At 61.6% G+C, this 14,449-nt stretch carries 15 protein-coding genes; 4 read left to right on the top strand and 11 right to left on the bottom strand.

Annotation, left to right across the window (positions count from 1 at the left end; genetic code table 11):
- Positions 1-9: 9 nt before the first annotated feature.
- Both AC0IYH_RS16120 and leuS read right to left on the bottom strand, forming a co-directional pair.
- Entirely contained in the window at positions 10-615 is a 606-nt protein-coding gene (locus AC0IYH_RS16120; protein WP_116629388.1) for an LPS assembly lipoprotein LptE, read from the bottom strand.
- 88 nt (positions 616-703) lie between these two features.
- On the bottom strand, positions 704-3,310 hold the full coding sequence (gene leuS / locus AC0IYH_RS16115) for a leucine--tRNA ligase (RefSeq protein WP_471835088.1): 2,607 nt from the start codon (positions 3,308-3,310) through the stop codon (positions 704-706).
- A 262-nt stretch (positions 3,311-3,572) separates the two neighbouring features.
- Between leuS and AC0IYH_RS16110 the strand changes: the two genes are divergently transcribed.
- Entirely contained in the window at positions 3,573-3,890 is a 318-nt protein-coding gene (locus tag AC0IYH_RS16110; protein WP_116629386.1) for a hypothetical protein, read from the top strand.
- A 97-nt stretch (positions 3,891-3,987) separates the two neighbouring features.
- On the top strand, positions 3,988-4,749 hold the full coding sequence (locus AC0IYH_RS16105; protein ID WP_471835086.1) for a YdcF family protein: 762 nt from the start codon (positions 3,988-3,990) through the stop codon (positions 4,747-4,749).
- A gap of 81 nt (positions 4,750-4,830) precedes the next feature.
- On the opposite strand, the gene lnt is transcribed toward AC0IYH_RS16105, so the two are convergent.
- The 5 genes from lnt to miaB all read right to left on the bottom strand — a co-directional run bounded on the left by lnt (position 4,831) and on the right by miaB (position 10,185).
- A complete protein-coding gene (gene lnt / locus AC0IYH_RS16100; RefSeq protein WP_116629384.1) occupies positions 4,831-6,354 on the bottom strand; it encodes an apolipoprotein N-acyltransferase in 1,524 nt (507 codons plus the stop codon).
- Positions 6,355-6,362: 8 nt separating this feature from the next.
- Positions 6,363-7,202 (bottom strand): HlyC/CorC family transporter, encoded by an 840-nt coding sequence (locus tag AC0IYH_RS16095; RefSeq protein WP_005791724.1) that lies wholly within the window; start codon positions 7,200-7,202, stop codon positions 6,363-6,365.
- Positions 7,203-7,244: 42 nt separating this feature from the next.
- Positions 7,245-7,703: an rRNA maturation RNase YbeY gene (gene ybeY / locus AC0IYH_RS16090; protein ID WP_116629383.1), complete on the bottom strand. Its 459-nt coding sequence runs from the start codon at positions 7,701-7,703 to the stop codon at positions 7,245-7,247.
- Positions 7,696-8,700, bottom strand: a complete 1,005-nt coding sequence (locus tag AC0IYH_RS16085; RefSeq protein WP_116629382.1) for a PhoH family protein — start codon at positions 8,698-8,700, stop codon at positions 7,696-7,698. The genes ybeY and AC0IYH_RS16085 overlap by 8 nt, the downstream gene beginning before the upstream one ends.
- A 156-nt stretch (positions 8,701-8,856) precedes the next feature.
- Positions 8,857-10,185, bottom strand: a complete 1,329-nt coding sequence (gene miaB / locus AC0IYH_RS16080) for a tRNA (N6-isopentenyl adenosine(37)-C2)-methylthiotransferase MiaB (protein ID WP_471835084.1) — start codon at positions 10,183-10,185, stop codon at positions 8,857-8,859.
- Positions 10,186-10,316: 131 nt separating this feature from the next.
- On the opposite strand from miaB, the gene AC0IYH_RS16075 reads away from it, so the two are divergent.
- The gene (locus AC0IYH_RS16075; RefSeq protein ID WP_003194436.1) at positions 10,317-10,643 is read left to right on the top strand and encodes a DUF1820 family protein; all 327 of its coding nucleotides are present in this window, start codon (positions 10,317-10,319) and stop codon (positions 10,641-10,643) included.
- Between the two features lie 8 nt (positions 10,644-10,651).
- Here the strand turns inward: AC0IYH_RS16075 and AC0IYH_RS16070 are convergent, their stop codons facing one another.
- The 4 genes from AC0IYH_RS16070 to AC0IYH_RS16055 form a co-directional block, all read right to left on the bottom strand.
- Positions 10,652-11,206, bottom strand: coding sequence for a tetratricopeptide repeat protein (locus tag AC0IYH_RS16070; RefSeq protein ID WP_010206766.1), 555 nt, complete (start codon positions 11,204-11,206; stop codon positions 10,652-10,654).
- 225 nt (positions 11,207-11,431) lie between these two features.
- The gene (gene hemL / locus AC0IYH_RS16065; RefSeq protein ID WP_122774087.1) at positions 11,432-12,715 is read right to left on the bottom strand and encodes a glutamate-1-semialdehyde 2,1-aminomutase; all 1,284 of its coding nucleotides are present in this window, start codon (positions 12,713-12,715) and stop codon (positions 11,432-11,434) included.
- Positions 12,716-12,726: 11 nt separating this feature from the next.
- Positions 12,727-13,356, bottom strand: a complete 630-nt coding sequence (thiE, locus tag AC0IYH_RS16060) for a thiamine phosphate synthase (RefSeq protein WP_471835082.1) — start codon at positions 13,354-13,356, stop codon at positions 12,727-12,729.
- 23 nt (positions 13,357-13,379) lie between these two features.
- Positions 13,380-14,177 carry a hydroxymethylpyrimidine/phosphomethylpyrimidine kinase gene (locus AC0IYH_RS16055; RefSeq protein ID WP_116629378.1) on the bottom strand — a complete coding sequence of 266 codons (798 nt, stop codon included), beginning with the start codon at positions 14,175-14,177 and terminating at the stop codon, positions 13,380-13,382.
- Here AC0IYH_RS16055 and AC0IYH_RS16050 point away from each other — a divergent pair.
- Positions 14,176-14,430 carry a hypothetical protein gene (locus tag AC0IYH_RS16050; RefSeq protein ID WP_133250591.1) on the top strand — a complete coding sequence of 85 codons (255 nt, stop codon included), beginning with the start codon at positions 14,176-14,178 and terminating at the stop codon, positions 14,428-14,430. The genes AC0IYH_RS16055 and AC0IYH_RS16050 overlap by 2 nt on opposite strands.
- Positions 14,431-14,449: the final 19 nt, after the last annotated feature.

Genomic DNA, 14,449 nt, shown 5'->3' with positions numbered 1-14,449 from the left:
CCGTATGGCTTACTCGACAGGTACTTCAACAGGCGATTGTTTCGGCGTGTTGTCTTCGTACTCTTTGGCGGCTTTGAGCGCGTCGGCATCGGCCTTGGCCTTGTCATCAGCGCGTTGCTGCAAGGTTTCCAGTTGTTCCGGGGTCAGCATCTGCAGGCGCAAGACCATGCGCTGCACCAGCTCGCGACGCATTTCCTTTTGTACCTGGATGATTTCGGAGTCTGAACCCACCAGGTTGTTGCCGTCGTGGCTGACGATTTTCTGCACCTGGATGGTGTCACTCATCAAGGGCAGGTGGTCGCGGCCCTGGATTTCGAAGGTCAGCGCGTTGCTCACTTCTACATCGGAGGCGCGGCCGGCGCTGGCATAGCTCAGGTTACGCTGGGTTTGTTTTTCGTTGGCGAGGAACAGCTTGTAGGTCGCGCCGGTGTAGACGTGAACGCCGCTGTTTTCCAGGACCTGGCGCAGCTGCGTCACGGTTTCGCTATAGGCATCGCGCGCACTGACGTCCAGCTCCTTGATCGCCATGTCATAGGTGCCGGTACCGCGCAGCTGGAAGCCGCAAGCGCTCAGCAGCACGGCAAGGCCCATAACCAGCAAATTGCGTTTGATCATTTTGTTGCTCCCCTTGAAACCATGTGGGCCTTATCGAGGCCCTGAAGGCTTTGTTCGGCGCAGGGCTCAAGCCCTGCGCCCGATCCGATTAGCTAGCGACGATATTGACCAGTTTGCCAGGCACCACGATCACTTTGCGGATCGTCAGGCCTTCGGTAAAGCGCAGCACGTTCTCGTTGACGCGTGCGGCGGCTTCGACTTCTTCACGGCTGGCGGTGGCCGGCATGTCGATCTGGCCACGCAGTTTACCGTTGACCTGGATCACCAGTTGCAGCGTGTCCTGTACCAGCGCGCTGTCATCCTGCACCGGCCAGCGTGCATCGATCACCGTGTCGCTGTGGCCCAGGCGGCTCCACAGTTCGTGGCTGATGTGCGGCGTGATCGGCGCCAGCAGCAGCACGACCGTTTCCAGGCCTTCCTGTACCAGCGCGCGATCCTGTTCGGTGGCTTGCGGTGCTTTTTCCAGCACGTTCATCAGCGTCATTACCTGGGCAATGGCGGTGTTGAATTTGTGGTTCTGGCCCACGTCCTGGCTGGCTTGCTTGATGGCCAGGTGGGTGCTGCGGCGAATCAGTTTCTGCTCATCGCTCAGGGACGCCACGTCCAGCTTGGCCGGCAGGCCCTGGCTGACATGCGCATGCGCCAGGCGCCAGACGCGCTTGAGGAAACGGTGCGAGCCTTCGACGCCGGAGTCGGACCATTCGGCGCTCATGTCGGGCGGCGAAGCGAACATCATGAACAGGCGGCAGGTATCGGCGCCGAACTGGTCGATCATCGACTGTGGGTCAACGCCGTTGTTCTTGGACTTGGCCATCTTCTCGGTGCCGCCGATTTCCACCGGCAGGCCGTCGGATTTCAGCGTGGCGCTGATGACCTTGGCTTTGCTGTCACGCTCAAGCTCCACGTCCGCCGGGTTGAACCAGGTGTAGGCGCCATTGGCTTCGCGGCGATAGTAAGTCTCGGCGATCACCATGCCTTGGGTCAGCAGGTTCTTGAACGGCTCGTCGGAACTCACCAGGCCTTCGTCGCGCATCAGCTTGTGGAAGAAACGCGCGTACAACAGGTGAAGAATTGCGTGTTCAATGCCGCCGATGTACTGATCCACCGGCAACCAGTGGTCGGCCGCGGATTTTTCCACCAGGCCGCCTTCGTAGTGAGGCGAGGCGTAGCGGGCGTAGTACCACGAGGACTCGACGAAGGTGTCCATGGTGTCGGTTTCACGCTTGGCCGGCGCGCCGCATTTCGGGCAGCTGCACTCGTAGAACTCGGGCATGCGCGCCAGCGGCGAACCGGCGCCGTCCGGCACCACGTCTTCGGGCAGCACGACCGGCAGTTGGTCTTCCGGCACCGGCACGTCACCGCAGGTTTCGCAGTGGATGATCGGGATCGGGCAGCCCCAGTAACGCTGGCGGCTGATGCCCCAGTCGCGCAGGCGGAACTGGGTGCGCGAGGCGCCGAGGTTCTTCTTGATCAGGGCAACTTCGATCGCGTCGAACGCGCCGGCGAAGTCCAGGCCGTCGAACTCGCCGGAGTTGATCAGGGTGCCGTGTTCGCCGTAGGCGTCCTGCCACGGGGCCGGGTTGGTGTCGCCCGAGCTGGTACGTACGACCGACTTGATCGGCAGGTTGTACTTGGTGGCAAATTCGAAATCACGCTCGTCGTGCGCCGGCACAGCCATTACTGCGCCATCGCCGTAGTGCATCAGCACATAGTTGGCGACCCACACCGGCAGTTTCTCGCCGGTCAGCGGGTGCTCGACGAACAGCCCGGTCGGCAGGCCTTTTTTCTCCTGGGTGGCAACGTCGGCTTCGGCCACGCTGCCGCCTTTGCATTCGGCGATGAACGCTTGTAGCTCAGGGTTATTCTCGGCTGCCTGGGTGGCCAGCGGATGTTCAGCGGCCACGGCGACGTAGGTCGCGCCCATCAACGTGTCCGGGCGGGTGGTGAAGACTTTCAGTGCGCCCGCTTCGCCGATGGAATCGACGTTGTACGGGAACTGCACTTCCATGCCCTTGGACTTGCCGATCCAGTTGCGCTGCATGGTCTTGACCTGTTCAGGCCAGCCCGGCAGGTCGTCGAGGCTCGACAGCAGTTCATCCGCGTAGGCGGTGATCTTGAAGTAGTACATCGGGATCTGGCGCTTTTCGATGACTGCGCCGGAACGCCAGCCGCGACCGTCGATCACTTGCTCGTTGGCCAGGACGGTCTGGTCGACCGGGTCCCAGTTCACGGTGCCGCTTTTTTTGTAGATCACGCCTTTTTCGAACAGGCGAGTGAACAGCCATTGTTCCCAGCGGTAGTAGTCCGGCTTGCAGGTGGTCACTTCGCGGGACCAGTCCACCGCGAGGCCCAGGCTGCGCAGCTGGTTCTTCATGTAGGCGATGTTTTCGTAGGTCCACTTGGCGGGGGCCACATTGTTTTTCATCGCGGCGTTTTCCGCCGGCATGCCGAAGGCGTCCCAACCCATGGGTTGCAGGACGTTCTTGCCGAGCATGCGCTGGTAGCGGGAAATCACATCGCCGATGGTGTAGTTACGCACGTGCCCCATGTGTAGCTTGCCGCTGGGGTAAGGGAACATCGATAGGCAGTAGTAAGTCTCCTTGCCTGGCTGTTCACTGACTTCAAAGGACTTTTGCTCGTCCCAGAAGGTTTGGGCGGCATTTTCGATTTCACGGGGCTGATATTGTTCGTGCATGGCTACTTTTGAACTGAATAGGGGTGGCCTAATCCTCTTCGGTGCAACGTTCAGGTTGAGCGACACCAAAAAGCGGCGCGTCCGTGCCCAAACCCTGCGGGAAGTGGAGTTACAGGAAGCGCCGTAGCATACATGACCCCACTCTATCGAGGGAAACCCTGATTGCGCGGGCGAGGCCGTCTGTCGCGGCACCAGGCAGGTGCAGCCATGGGGGCTACGCTGTTTATTGGGGAGTGAGTCATATCTTCAATGAGGTGAGGGGATGGTTGAATCGCAGCGAATCGCAACGAAACCGGATATCTACGAAGGACTGATCGACCGATTGGGTCGTGCATTGGATGCAGCGAGGACAGCGGGCCGATTGCGTGACGAACGGCCTGTGGAGTTGGAACTGCGTGGCTTGAGCCGCGCGGAGCTGGAACTGATCAAGGCTTATCTGGAGCGAAATGGGCGCGGTGCGCCTCCTTGGATGGCAACCCCGCCAGCCAAAGAACCTACGCACTCAGCCAAGGTGGTGTGGCTCAAGGATGTAGTGGCCGGTCGTGGTCCGCAAAAGCGCCGGGCCGCCCGCTTCAAGTAATGCACTTCCCCTGAATGCACTGCCGCGCCATGTCACCGTAAGGATTGTCGCTAAACCCCGTTACACCTTAGGCTTCGGGCATCTATGGAGATGCTCGATGCCTATTCGTTATTTCATCAAACAACTGCTCTTGCCGCCCGGCATCTTGTTGCTGCTGCTGGCCCTTGCCTGGTGGTTTCGCCGCAGCCGCCCACGCCTGGCCGGCTGCTGCTTTGCCCTGGGGCTGGGCGGCATGTGGCTGATCAGCCTGCCGGTGATGGTGGAGTGGGGCGCAAAGGCCCTGGAAACCGAGGCGCCCTTGGCGCGTGAAGACTGGTCGAGCCTGGCCCAACGCGCCGATGCCATCGTGGTGCTGGGCTCGGGGCGCGAGCGCGGTGACCCCGCCTGGGGCACCGACCAGCCGACCGGTACCGGCCTGGAGCGCCAGCGCTACGCCGCACGCCTGGCCAAGGCCTCCGGGTTGCCGGTGCTGACCACCGGTGGCCTGCATTACGGCACGCCGCCCAGCGAGGCAGAGCTGATGGCCGTGTCGATGCAGGATGACTTCGGTGTGGCCGTGCGCTGGAAGGAAGAGCGCAGCCGCACTACCTGGGAAAACGCGCAGATGAGTGCCGAGATACTCTTGCCGCAAGGCATCAAGCGTGTGGTGGTAGTGACCCAGGCGTGGCACATGCCGCGTGCGGTGTGGAGTTTTGAACAGGCCGGTTTTACCGTGGTGCCGGCGCCGGTGGGGTTCCTGGGCGTGGACAACGCCCGGCCGCTGGGCGGTTGGATGCCGGAATTCAAGTCGGTGTGGCAGAGCGGGCAGTTGATCAATGAGGCGGTGGGGCAGGTGGGGTATCGGCTGTTCTATCAATAACACCACAAATCAAAAAATGTGGGAGGGGGCAAGTCCGAATCGTCGCACCGCCCCTCCCACATTTGTTTCGGTGTTTGGCTGTTAGACGGTTTTGGCCATTCGACCGGCTAGCAGTGCCCAGCCAAACAATATCAAACACACAATCATCAACGGCCACGAACGCCATTGCAGATACGGCGTGAGGTTGTGCATCGGCACCACTTCACCGTAGAGAATGCCGCGCTCGAACTGCGGGATCTGCACGGTGATCTGCCCAAACGGGTTGATCAACCCGGTCACGCCGTTGTTGGTGGCGCGAATCATCCAGCGGCCGGCTTCCAGCGCGCGCATCTGCGCCATTTGCAGGTGCTGCAAGGGGCCGATGGAGCGGCCGAACCAGGTGTCGTTGCTGATGGTCAACAGTAGGTCGCTCTGGGCCGACAAGCCGGCGGCGAATTCCGGGTACACCACTTCATAGCAAATGAACGGCGCGATCTGATAGCCCTTCGCCTGCAGCATCGGCTGATCGGCAGGGCCGCGGGCGAAGTCCGACATCGGCAGGTCGAAGAATGCAATCAGCCCGCGCAGCATGTCTTGCAGTGGCACGTATTCGCCAAACGGCACCAGTTTCTGCTTGAGGTACGTGCCATCGCCTTCGCCAACCACGGTGATGCCGTTGAAGTAGCGCTTCTGGTGATGAACTTCCTGGCGGATCGGTACGCCGGTGATCAGCGCGGTGTGCCGGTCGGCGGCGAACTTGCCCATCATCCCCAGGTAGCCCTCGACGGACTCCTTGAGCACCGGCACGGCGGTTTCCGGCCATACCAGCAGGTCGACGGGCTTGGAGCTGAAGCTCATGTCGCGGTACAGCGCGAGCTGGGCGTTGAGCTGCTCCGGGTCCCACTTCATGCTTTGTTCGACGTTACCCTGGATCGCCGCCACGCTCAGCGGCGCGCCGGAAGGCGTGGTCCAGGCGTGATGCTTGAGCGCCAGGCCGATCGCCCAGGGCGCGACCAGCAACACCAGGCCCGCGCCGATAAAGGCATTGCGCTTGCTCGCCAACAGACGCGGCAGGTTGCACAGCAGGGCTGCCGTGAGGGCCAGGGCAAACGAGATCAGCCACATGCCGCCCACCGGCGCCAGGCCGGTGAGGGGGCCGTCGAGCTGGCTGTAACCGGAGTACAACCACGGGAAGCCGGTGAGGAACCAACCGCGAAACGCTTCCTGGCCGACCCACAGCGCGGCGAAGGTCAGGGCATCCGCCAGCGGCGCCTCGTTGCGACGCAGCCAGCGGGCCCACAACCAGGCGGGCAGGGCGAAGAACCAGGCGATCGCGGCGGTGAACAGCAGCATCAAGAAGCCAGCCAGCAGCACCGAAGCGCCGCCGAAGTGGTGGATGCTGTAGTAGATCCAGCTGGTGCCGGCGCCGAACAGACCGAACCCGAAACACCAGCCACGGCCCAGGGCCTGGCGTGGGCTCAGGTCCCGCAACCCGACGTAGAACACGCCGACTGCCACCAGTGCAAACGGCCACAGGTCGAACGGCGCCAGCGCCAGGGTGGTGATGGCGCCGGCCACCACGGCCAGCAAGTTACCGGGCCAGCCGGGTGCGATCAAACGGCGCATGTCAGTCCTTAGCGGGCAATCGGAGTCAGGCGGATCAAGTGGATACGACGGCTATCGGCATTCAGAATGCGGAAGCGGTAAGCGCCAATCTCGGTGGTTTCGTTACGTTTTGGCAGATGCCCGAACGCACTCATCACCAGGCCGCCGACGGTGTCGAACTCATCGTCGGAGAATTCGCTGTCGAAGAACTCGTTGAAGTTCTCGATCGGCGTCAGCGCCTTGACCAGGAAATCACCGCTGGGCAGCGGCTTGATATAGCTGTCTTCTTCGACGTCGTGTTCGTCTTCGATGTCGCCGACGATCTGTTCCAGCACGTCTTCGATGGTCACAAGGCCAGCCACGCCGCCGTATTCGTCGATGACGATGGCCATGTGATTGTGGTTGGCGCGGAATTCGCGCAGCAGCACATTCAGGCGCTTGGATTCAGGCACGAAGGTGGCCGGGCGCAGCAGGTCCTTGATGTTGAAGCTGTCGCCGTTCTCCTTGAGGATCAGCGGCAGCAGGTCCTTGGCCAGCAGGACGCCCATGACGTCGTCATGGCTTTCGCCGATCACCGGGTAGCGCGAGTGCGCCGAGTCGATCACGGCCGGGAGGAATTCCCGTGGGGTCTGGGTCGCCTTGATGCTGATCATCTGCGAGCGCGGGACCATGATGTCCCGAACCTGCAGGTCAGCCACCTGGATGGCGCCTTCGACGATGGCCAGCGCTTCGCTGTCCAGCAACTTGTTCTGATGGGCCTCGCGCAGCAGCTCCAGCAGCTCCTGGCGGTTTTTCGGCTCGTGGGCAAAAGCCTGGGTCAGTTTACCCAGCCATGACTTCTGCCCGTTGCTCGATCGGTCTTCGCTCATAGCGATTACTCTGAATCCTTTGTCGTTACAGTTAGATGAATTTCAAGCTTCGTCGTCGGCATACGGGTCCGGGTGACCCAATTCTGCAAGCAACGTTTGTTCCAGTGTTTCCATTTCCTCGGCTTCGTCATCGTCTATATGGTCGTAACCCAAGAGATGCAAGCAGCCGTGGATGACCAAGTGGGCCCAGTGGGCCTCAAGGGCCTTGCCTTGCTCCTTCGCCTCGCGCTCGACCACCTCGACGCAGATCACCAGGTCACCCAGCAGCGGGATATCCAGCAATTCGTCGGGTACGTCGGCGGGGAAGGACAGCACGTTGGTCGCGTAGTCCTTCTGGCGCCAGGTGTGGTTGAGTTCGCGGCCTTCGGGCTCGTCCACCAGGCGGATGGTCAGTTCCGAGTCGGCGGTGCGCTGGCGCAGGGCCAGGGCGCACCATTGACGGAACTGTTCCTCGCTGGGGGCGGGCGCTTCGGTGGCCAGCTGCAGGTCAAGCTCAAGCATCGCGGCGAGCGTCCTTGGACAGGCCATCGTCGCGGTGTTCGAAGCGCTCGTAGGCCTCGACAATGCGTTGCACCAGCGGGTGGCGCACTACGTCCTTGGGCGAGAAGTGCGTGAAACTGATGCCCGGCACGTCCTTGAGCACTTCAATCACATGGCTCAAGCCCGACTTGGTGCCCTTGGGCAGGTCAACCTGGGTAATGTCGCCGGTGATAATGGCCGTGGATCCGAACCCGATGCGGGTAAGGAACATCTTCATCTGCTCGACGGTGGTGTTCTGGCTTTCGTCGAGGATGATGAAACTGTTGCTCAAGGTGCGGCCGCGCATGTAGGCCAGCGGGGCGATCTCGATCACCTGGCGTTCGATCAGCTTGGCCACGTATTCGAAGCCGAGCATCTCGTACAGCGCGTCGTAGAGCGGGCGCAGGTACGGGTCGATCTTCTGGGCCAGGTCGCCGGGCAGGAAGCCGAGCTTCTCGCCGGCTTCAACCGCCGGGCGCACCAGCAGGATGCGGCGCACTTGCTCGCGCTCAAGGGCATCCACTGCACAGGCCACGGCCAGGTAGGTCTTGCCGGTACCGGCGGGGCCGATGCCGAAATTGATATCGTTGCCGAGGATGGCCTTGACGTACTTCTGCTGATTCAAGCCCTTGGGGCGAATCATGCCTTTTTTGGTACGCAGGGCCACGCTGGCTTCGGCCACCGGGTTGTTGGCCAGGTCTTGCACGGCAGATTCCTGCAGGTACAGGTGCACCGTCTCCGGCGACAGCTCACTACCCTTGGTTTCGCGGTAGAGGCGGCGCAGCAGGTTTTCTGCAGACGTGGTGTGCTGGGGTTCACCAATCAACTCGAACTGATTGCCGCGGTTGCGGATCTCGATGCTCAGGCGTTGTTCGATCAGGCGCAGGTGCTCGTCGAACTGCCCGCACAGATTGGCGAAACGGCGAGCCTCAAACGGCTCGAGGATAAAACGATGGGGTTCTGCTATGGGTGCGTTCAAGGTTGCTTTTAGCCGCCCTTTGGCTGTGAAAGTGAAATAGAGAATAACGCCAGTGACCGGTGTGCGAAAGCACTTACGTCATCGGAATGTTGCACGGTTCAAATGTGGGAGGGGGCAAGCGCCCTCCCACATGTTGAGCAGCGGTGATTTGACTATTTACTGGATCAGCGACCCGCGCAGCGAATGCGGTTGCGCTGCATCAATGTGTACATCGGCGAATTGGCCGATCAGCGTCGGATTATCGCAACGGAAGTTTACGATTCGGTTGTTCTCGGTACGGCCCTGCAATTCGCCCGGGTCTTTTTTCGAGTAGTCGGTGACCAGGATGCGCTGGGTCGACCCGACCATCTGTCGGCTAATCTCGAAACCCTGCTGGTTCAAGCGATGTTGCAGCGCGTTGAGGCGCTCTTTTTTCAGCGCTTCCGGGGTTTCGTCCAGCAGGTCGGCGGCCGGGGTGCCGGGGCGCTGGCTGTAGACGAATGAGTAGGAAAAGTCGAAACCGACGTCCTCGATCAACTTCATGGTCTGCTGGAAGTCTTTATCGGTCTCACCCGGGAAGCCGACGATAAAGTCCGAACTGATGCAAATGCCCGGCACCGCCGCGCGCAATTTGCGTAGCTTGGATTTGTATTCCAGGGCCGTGTGGTTGCGCTTCATCGCCGACAGAATGCGATCGGAGCCTGACTGCACCGGCAAATGCAGGTGCTTGACCAGCTCCGGCACGTCGGCGTGGGCCTGGATCAGGCTGTCGGAGAACTCCAGCGGGTGCGAGGTGGTGTAGCGAATGCGCTCGATACCGTCGACTGCGGCGACCACGCGGATCAGTTCCGCCAGGTCGGCCAGGCGCCCGTCGTCGGTCAGGCCGCGATAGCCGTTGACGTTCTGGCCCAGCAGGGTGACTTCGCGCACGCCGTTTTCGGCAAGGTGGATGATTTCCGCCAGCACGTCGTCAAACGGCCGGCTGACTTCTTCACCACGGGTGTAGGGCACCACGCAGAAGGTGCAGTACTTGCTGCAGCCTTCCATCACCGACACGTAGGCACTCGGGCCGTCGATACGCGGTTCTGGCAAATGGTCAAATTTTTCGATTTCCGGGAACGAGACGTCAACCTGCGGCAGCTTGGTGATGCGTGCGGCGTCGATCATTTCCGGCAGGCGGTGCAGGGTCTGCGGGCCAAAGACCACGTCGACATAGGGCGCGCGATCACGGATCGCGGCGCCTTCCTGGCTGGCCACGCAACCGCCGACGGCGATCACCATGTCCGGGTTGGCCAGTTTCAATTCACGCCAGCGGCCCAGCTGCGAGTACACACGGTCCTGGGCCCGCTCGCGGATCGAGCAGGTATTGAGCAGGATCACGTCGGCATCTTCGGCGCGGGCGGTGACTTCCAGGGCCTGGTGTTCACCCAGCAGATCGACCATGCGCGAGCTGTCGTACTCGTTCATCTGGCAACCGTGGGTTTCGATATAAAGCTTCTTGGCCATGGGAATCGTCAACTGGTGGTAAAGAACCGCGCATTATAGGGGGCATGTCCATTGGTTCCTAGCGTTGTGCATCGGGTGCCATGCTATAGTTCGCGCCCTCTTTTATATCCCCAATGTGTTATTCGCCCACCATGACCAAACGTGAAGCTCCAATCTATAAGGTGATTTTCCTAAACCAGGGCCAGGTGTTCGAAATGTACGCCAAGCAGATCTATCAAAGTGATCTGTGGGGTTTCCTGGAAGTGGAAGAGTTCGTCTTTGGCGAGCGCACACAGCTGGTCGTCGACCCGGGCGAAGAGAAGCTCAAGGCCCAGTTCGAAGGCGTGGTGCGCAGCTTTGTGCCGATGCATTCGATTGTGCGCATCGATGAGGTCGAGCGCCTGGGCACGCCGAAGATCAGTGAAGCGCGTGGCACCAGCAATGTGATGCCGTTTCCGATGCCGATGCCTGAGAAGTAAGGCCGTTGTCAGGGCAGGGGTGAGAAGGGCGAACGCCCGTCGGCACTCTGCAGTTCCTGCAGGTAATTGCGGAAAATCTGGCCCAGTACCTGGGTGGCCACTTCCAGCTCATCGCGCTGCATGTGCTCGGCGACTTCGTCGGCGGTGTCCAGCGCGTCTTCGGCGCCGTTGACCGCGGCCATTTTCAGCACGATGTACGCCTGCACGTTGTTGGCCGGCACGCCTTCGCCTTTGAAGAACATGTTGCCCAGTTCGAATTGCGCCTGGGCGTGGCCCTGCAGCGAGGCTTTCTCGAAGTAGCTCAAGGCTTTGTTGAGGTCGCGCGCGGGGTTCTTGCTGTCGTGGAAGTACTCGCCCAACTCGTATTGCGCCTGCGCATCCCCGCCGTCGGCCTGTTTCTGGCACGCGCTCAGGGCTTCGGCCTGGCTGTCTGGCTGGGTATTGAGGGTGCAACGACCCATCGCTGGGATTAACAACGAGTTGCCGCCTGCTTGTGCATGTGCCAGCAGCGGCTGAAGGAGCAACAGGCAGCCCAGAACCAGGGTGCGGCCGGTGCGTTTCATGGGAATCGACTTACCTCTGACGGAGCACGCGGACCCTCACGGGATCCAATAAGCGCGCATTATGAAATAAGCAGGCCTCTGCTTACAAAGTCTTTACTCGTTTTTCTGCTGGTTGGGCAAGTTATCTGCCGGATTGCAGGTAAATTCTCTTAAAAATGAGGAAATATCTGTAAGCAAAGTAGCAAATCGGACACCACCTGGGCGGTGTCCGATTTTTGCCGCCGTTTATTTCAGGGCAGCGAACGCGCGTTCGGCGGCATCCAGGGTCAGTTTCAACTCGGCTTCGCCATGGGCGATCGAGGTGAAGCCGGCCTCAAAGGCACTCGGCGCCAGGTACACGCCACCTTCCAGCATCAGGTGGAAGAAGCGTTTGAACAGGTCGGCGTCACTGCCCATCACGTCATCAAAGGTGACGATATCGTCGGCGCCGCTGAAATACAGGCCAAACATGCCGCCCGCTTGGGTGGTCACGAACGGGATGCCGGCGGCGTCGGCGCGCTGTTGCAGGCCGTCGAGCAGGCGAGTGGTGTAGTCGGTCAGCTCGGCGTGGAAGCCCGGGCGGCTGATCAGGCGCAGGGTGGTCAGGCCGGCGGCCATGGCCAGTGGGTTACCGGACAAGGTGCCGGCCTGGTACACCGGGCCCAGCGGCGCGATGTGGTGCATGATTTCGCGCTTGCCGCCGAAGCAGCCTACCGGCATGCCGCCGCCGATGATCTTGCCGAAGGTGCTCAGGTCCGGCGTGACGCCGTAGTAAGCCTGGGCGCCGCCGAGGGCGACGCGGAAACCGGTCATCACTTCGTCGAAAATCAGCACCACGCCGTGCTTGTCGCACTGCTCGCGCAGGCCTTCGAGGAAGCCCGGCGCCGGCGGCACGCAGTTCATGTTGCCGGCCACCGGCTCGACGATGATGCACGCCACGTCCTGGCCCACTTCATTGAGCATCTGCTCGACGGCGGCGATGTCGTTGAACGGCAGGGTCAGCGTGTGTTTGGCGAACGCCGCCGGCACACCGGCCGAGCTCGGCACGCCCTGGGTCAGCAGGCCCGAGCCGGCCTTTACCAGCAGGCTGTCGGAGTGGCCGTGGTAGCAGCCTTCGAACTTGATGATGCTGTCGCGGCCGGTGAAACCACGGGCCAGGCGAATGGCGCTCATGGTGGCCTCGGTGCCGGAGCTGACCATGCGCACCATCTCCATCGACGGCACGATCGAGCACACCAGGTCTGCCATCTCGGTTTCCATGGCGGTCGGCGCGCCGTAGGACAGGCCGTGTTGCAGTTGCTGGCGCACTGCGTCGAGCACGTCCGGGTGGCTGTGACCGAGGATCATCGGGCCCCAGGAACCTACGTAGTCGACGTAGCGCTTGTCATCTTCGTCGGTGACGTAGGCGCCTTCGGCATGCTTGAAGAACAGCGGCGTGCCGCCCACGCTCTTGAACGCACGCACTGGGGAGTTCACACCGCCGGGGATGTGTTTCTGGGCATCGGCAAACAGGGTTTCGGAACGGGACATGATCGGGCTCTCTAAACTGAAATTTTGACAAGGTCGTTGAAGGCGCGGGCGCGGCGCGTGACTTCCTGGGTGCTGTCGGCGCCAAACAGGCCGTGCACCACGGCGAGCAGGTCGGCACCGTGGGCCACCAGCGGGGCGGCATTCTCCAGGGTGACGCCGCCGATCACGCAGATCGGCAGGTGCAGGCGCTTGCGCGCTTCGGCGAGCATTTCCAGGCTGGCCGCCGGGGCGCCGGGCTTGGTGTTGGAATTGAAGAAGCGGCCAAAGGCGACATAGCTGACGCCTTCCTTGGCGGCCTGCTCGGCCAGTTCGATCTGGCTGTGGCAGGTCGCGCCGATAATGGCTTTGGAACCCAGCAGCGCACGGGCCGGGGTCAGTGGGCCGTCGGTTTGGCCCAGGTGTACGCCGACGCCCAGGCGCGCGGCGAGCTCGGCGTCGTCGTTGATGATCAGCTGGGTTTTGTAGCGCGAACAGAGTTCGTGCAGTTTTTCCGCTTCACGCAGGCGCCGGGCTTCGTCGCTGCTTTTGTCGCGGTATTGCAGCAGGGTCACGCCACCGTCCAGCGCCGCTTCGACGTAGGCGAGGAATTTGCCGGCCAACAGTTGGCTGTCGGTGATGGCGTATAGGCCACGTAGTTTCATCGGGCAGGCCCCTTGGCTTGGTGTTACGAGCAGAAATCCAGCGGCAGACGGCGCGGTACAAACTGGCCCTGGCCGAGTTGTTCGGCGTCACGCAGGGTGCGCCAAGTGTAGTTGAGTGCCGATTGCACGGCGCTGACCAGGCCTTCGCCCTGGGCGATCCGACCCGCCAGTGCACTGGCCAGCGTGCAGCCCGAACCGTGATAGCTGCCGGGCAGGCGCTGGCAGGTGAAGGTCTGCTGCGTGCCGTCGCGGCTGTACAGGCGATTGTGCACTTCATGCTCGTCGCCATGCCCGCCGGTGATCAACAGGTGCTTGATATACGGCAGCAGCTTGGCGGCGCATTCGTCGGCGGTGCCCTCGGGCAGTTCGGCGAGGATGCGCGCTTCGGGCAGGTTCGGCGTGGCGATCAGCGACAACGGCAACAGCCGTTCGCGCATCGCATAGCCGACTTCGTCCTTGCCCAGGCTGCCACCGCCACCTGCGCGCAACACCGGGTCGCAGACCACCGGCAAGTGCGGGTGCGCCTGCAGCAGTTCGACCACAGTGTCGACCATCGCCGTGGAACCGAGCATGCCGAGCTTGACCGCCGCGACCTCGGAGTCGCTGAGCACGGCGTTGGCCTGGGCCATTACCCACTCGCGGTCGAGCACGCGGAAATCGCTGACGTTGACGGTGTTCTGCACGGTCAGGGCGGTAACGGCCGGAGCCGCATGGCAACCCTGGGCGAGCAGGGCTTCGATATCTGCCTGCAAGCCGGCGCCACCACTGGGATCATGGCCGGAGAGACAGAGGACAACAGGGCGGGAGCTGTAGATATTCATGGTGCGCGAGCTTACCACCAAACGCTTTTTGCGTGGCCGTCTGGCGATGGTTGAATTTTGCCGTGAGGGTGACGCTTTTTTGGCGTTTTTTGACCAGCAAAAAACCTCTGTAAGCCTTGATCTAGAGCCTTCCGAAAAATTATTTCAATGGTGTCCAATGGCCTTTACCGGCTATGCTAAAGTGGATCCAAACCACTTAATGTATCGCCGGTGTACGTCTTCTCAAAAGGAATGGGGGGCTTTTTTGACATGACCGGACAGGCCACGCTGGG

It is taken from the genome of Pseudomonas sp. AC463 (genome assembly GCF_979253585.1).
The sequence above is the reverse complement of the archived record's forward strand: the minus strand, read 5'-3'. Positions and strand labels throughout refer to the sequence as shown.

What these genes read in the sequence shown, in the direction of transcription:
- AC0IYH_RS16120 (WP_116629388.1), bottom strand. Translation starts at nt 615, where the DNA reads ATGATCAAACGCAATTTGCTGGTTATGGGCCTTGCCGTGCTGCTGAGC.
- leuS (WP_471835088.1), bottom strand. Translation starts at nt 3,310, where the DNA reads ATGCACGAACAATATCAGCCCCGTGAAATCGAAAATGCCGCCCAAACC.
- AC0IYH_RS16110 (WP_116629386.1), top strand. Translation starts at nt 3,573, where the DNA reads ATGGTTGAATCGCAGCGAATCGCAACGAAACCGGATATCTACGAAGGA.
- AC0IYH_RS16105 (WP_471835086.1), top strand. Translation starts at nt 3,988, where the DNA reads ATGCCTATTCGTTATTTCATCAAACAACTGCTCTTGCCGCCCGGCATC.
- lnt (WP_116629384.1), bottom strand. Translation starts at nt 6,354, where the DNA reads ATGCGCCGTTTGATCGCACCCGGCTGGCCCGGTAACTTGCTGGCCGTG.
- AC0IYH_RS16095 (WP_005791724.1), bottom strand. Translation starts at nt 7,202, where the DNA reads ATGAGCGAAGACCGATCGAGCAACGGGCAGAAGTCATGGCTGGGTAAA.
- ybeY (WP_116629383.1), bottom strand. Translation starts at nt 7,703, where the DNA reads ATGCTTGAGCTTGACCTGCAGCTGGCCACCGAAGCGCCCGCCCCCAGC.
- miaB (WP_471835084.1), bottom strand. Translation starts at nt 10,185, where the DNA reads ATGGCCAAGAAGCTTTATATCGAAACCCACGGTTGCCAGATGAACGAG.
- AC0IYH_RS16075 (WP_003194436.1), top strand. Translation starts at nt 10,317, where the DNA reads ATGACCAAACGTGAAGCTCCAATCTATAAGGTGATTTTCCTAAACCAG.
- AC0IYH_RS16070 (WP_010206766.1), bottom strand. Translation starts at nt 11,206, where the DNA reads ATGAAACGCACCGGCCGCACCCTGGTTCTGGGCTGCCTGTTGCTCCTT.
- hemL (WP_122774087.1), bottom strand. Translation starts at nt 12,715, where the DNA reads ATGTCCCGTTCCGAAACCCTGTTTGCCGATGCCCAGAAACACATCCCC.
- thiE (WP_471835082.1), bottom strand. Translation starts at nt 13,356, where the DNA reads ATGAAACTACGTGGCCTATACGCCATCACCGACAGCCAACTGTTGGCC.
- AC0IYH_RS16050 (WP_133250591.1), top strand. Translation starts at nt 14,176, where the DNA reads ATGGTGCGCGAGCTTACCACCAAACGCTTTTTGCGTGGCCGTCTGGCG.
- AC0IYH_RS16055 (WP_116629378.1), bottom strand. Translation starts at nt 14,177, where the DNA reads ATGAATATCTACAGCTCCCGCCCTGTTGTCCTCTGTCTCTCCGGCCAT.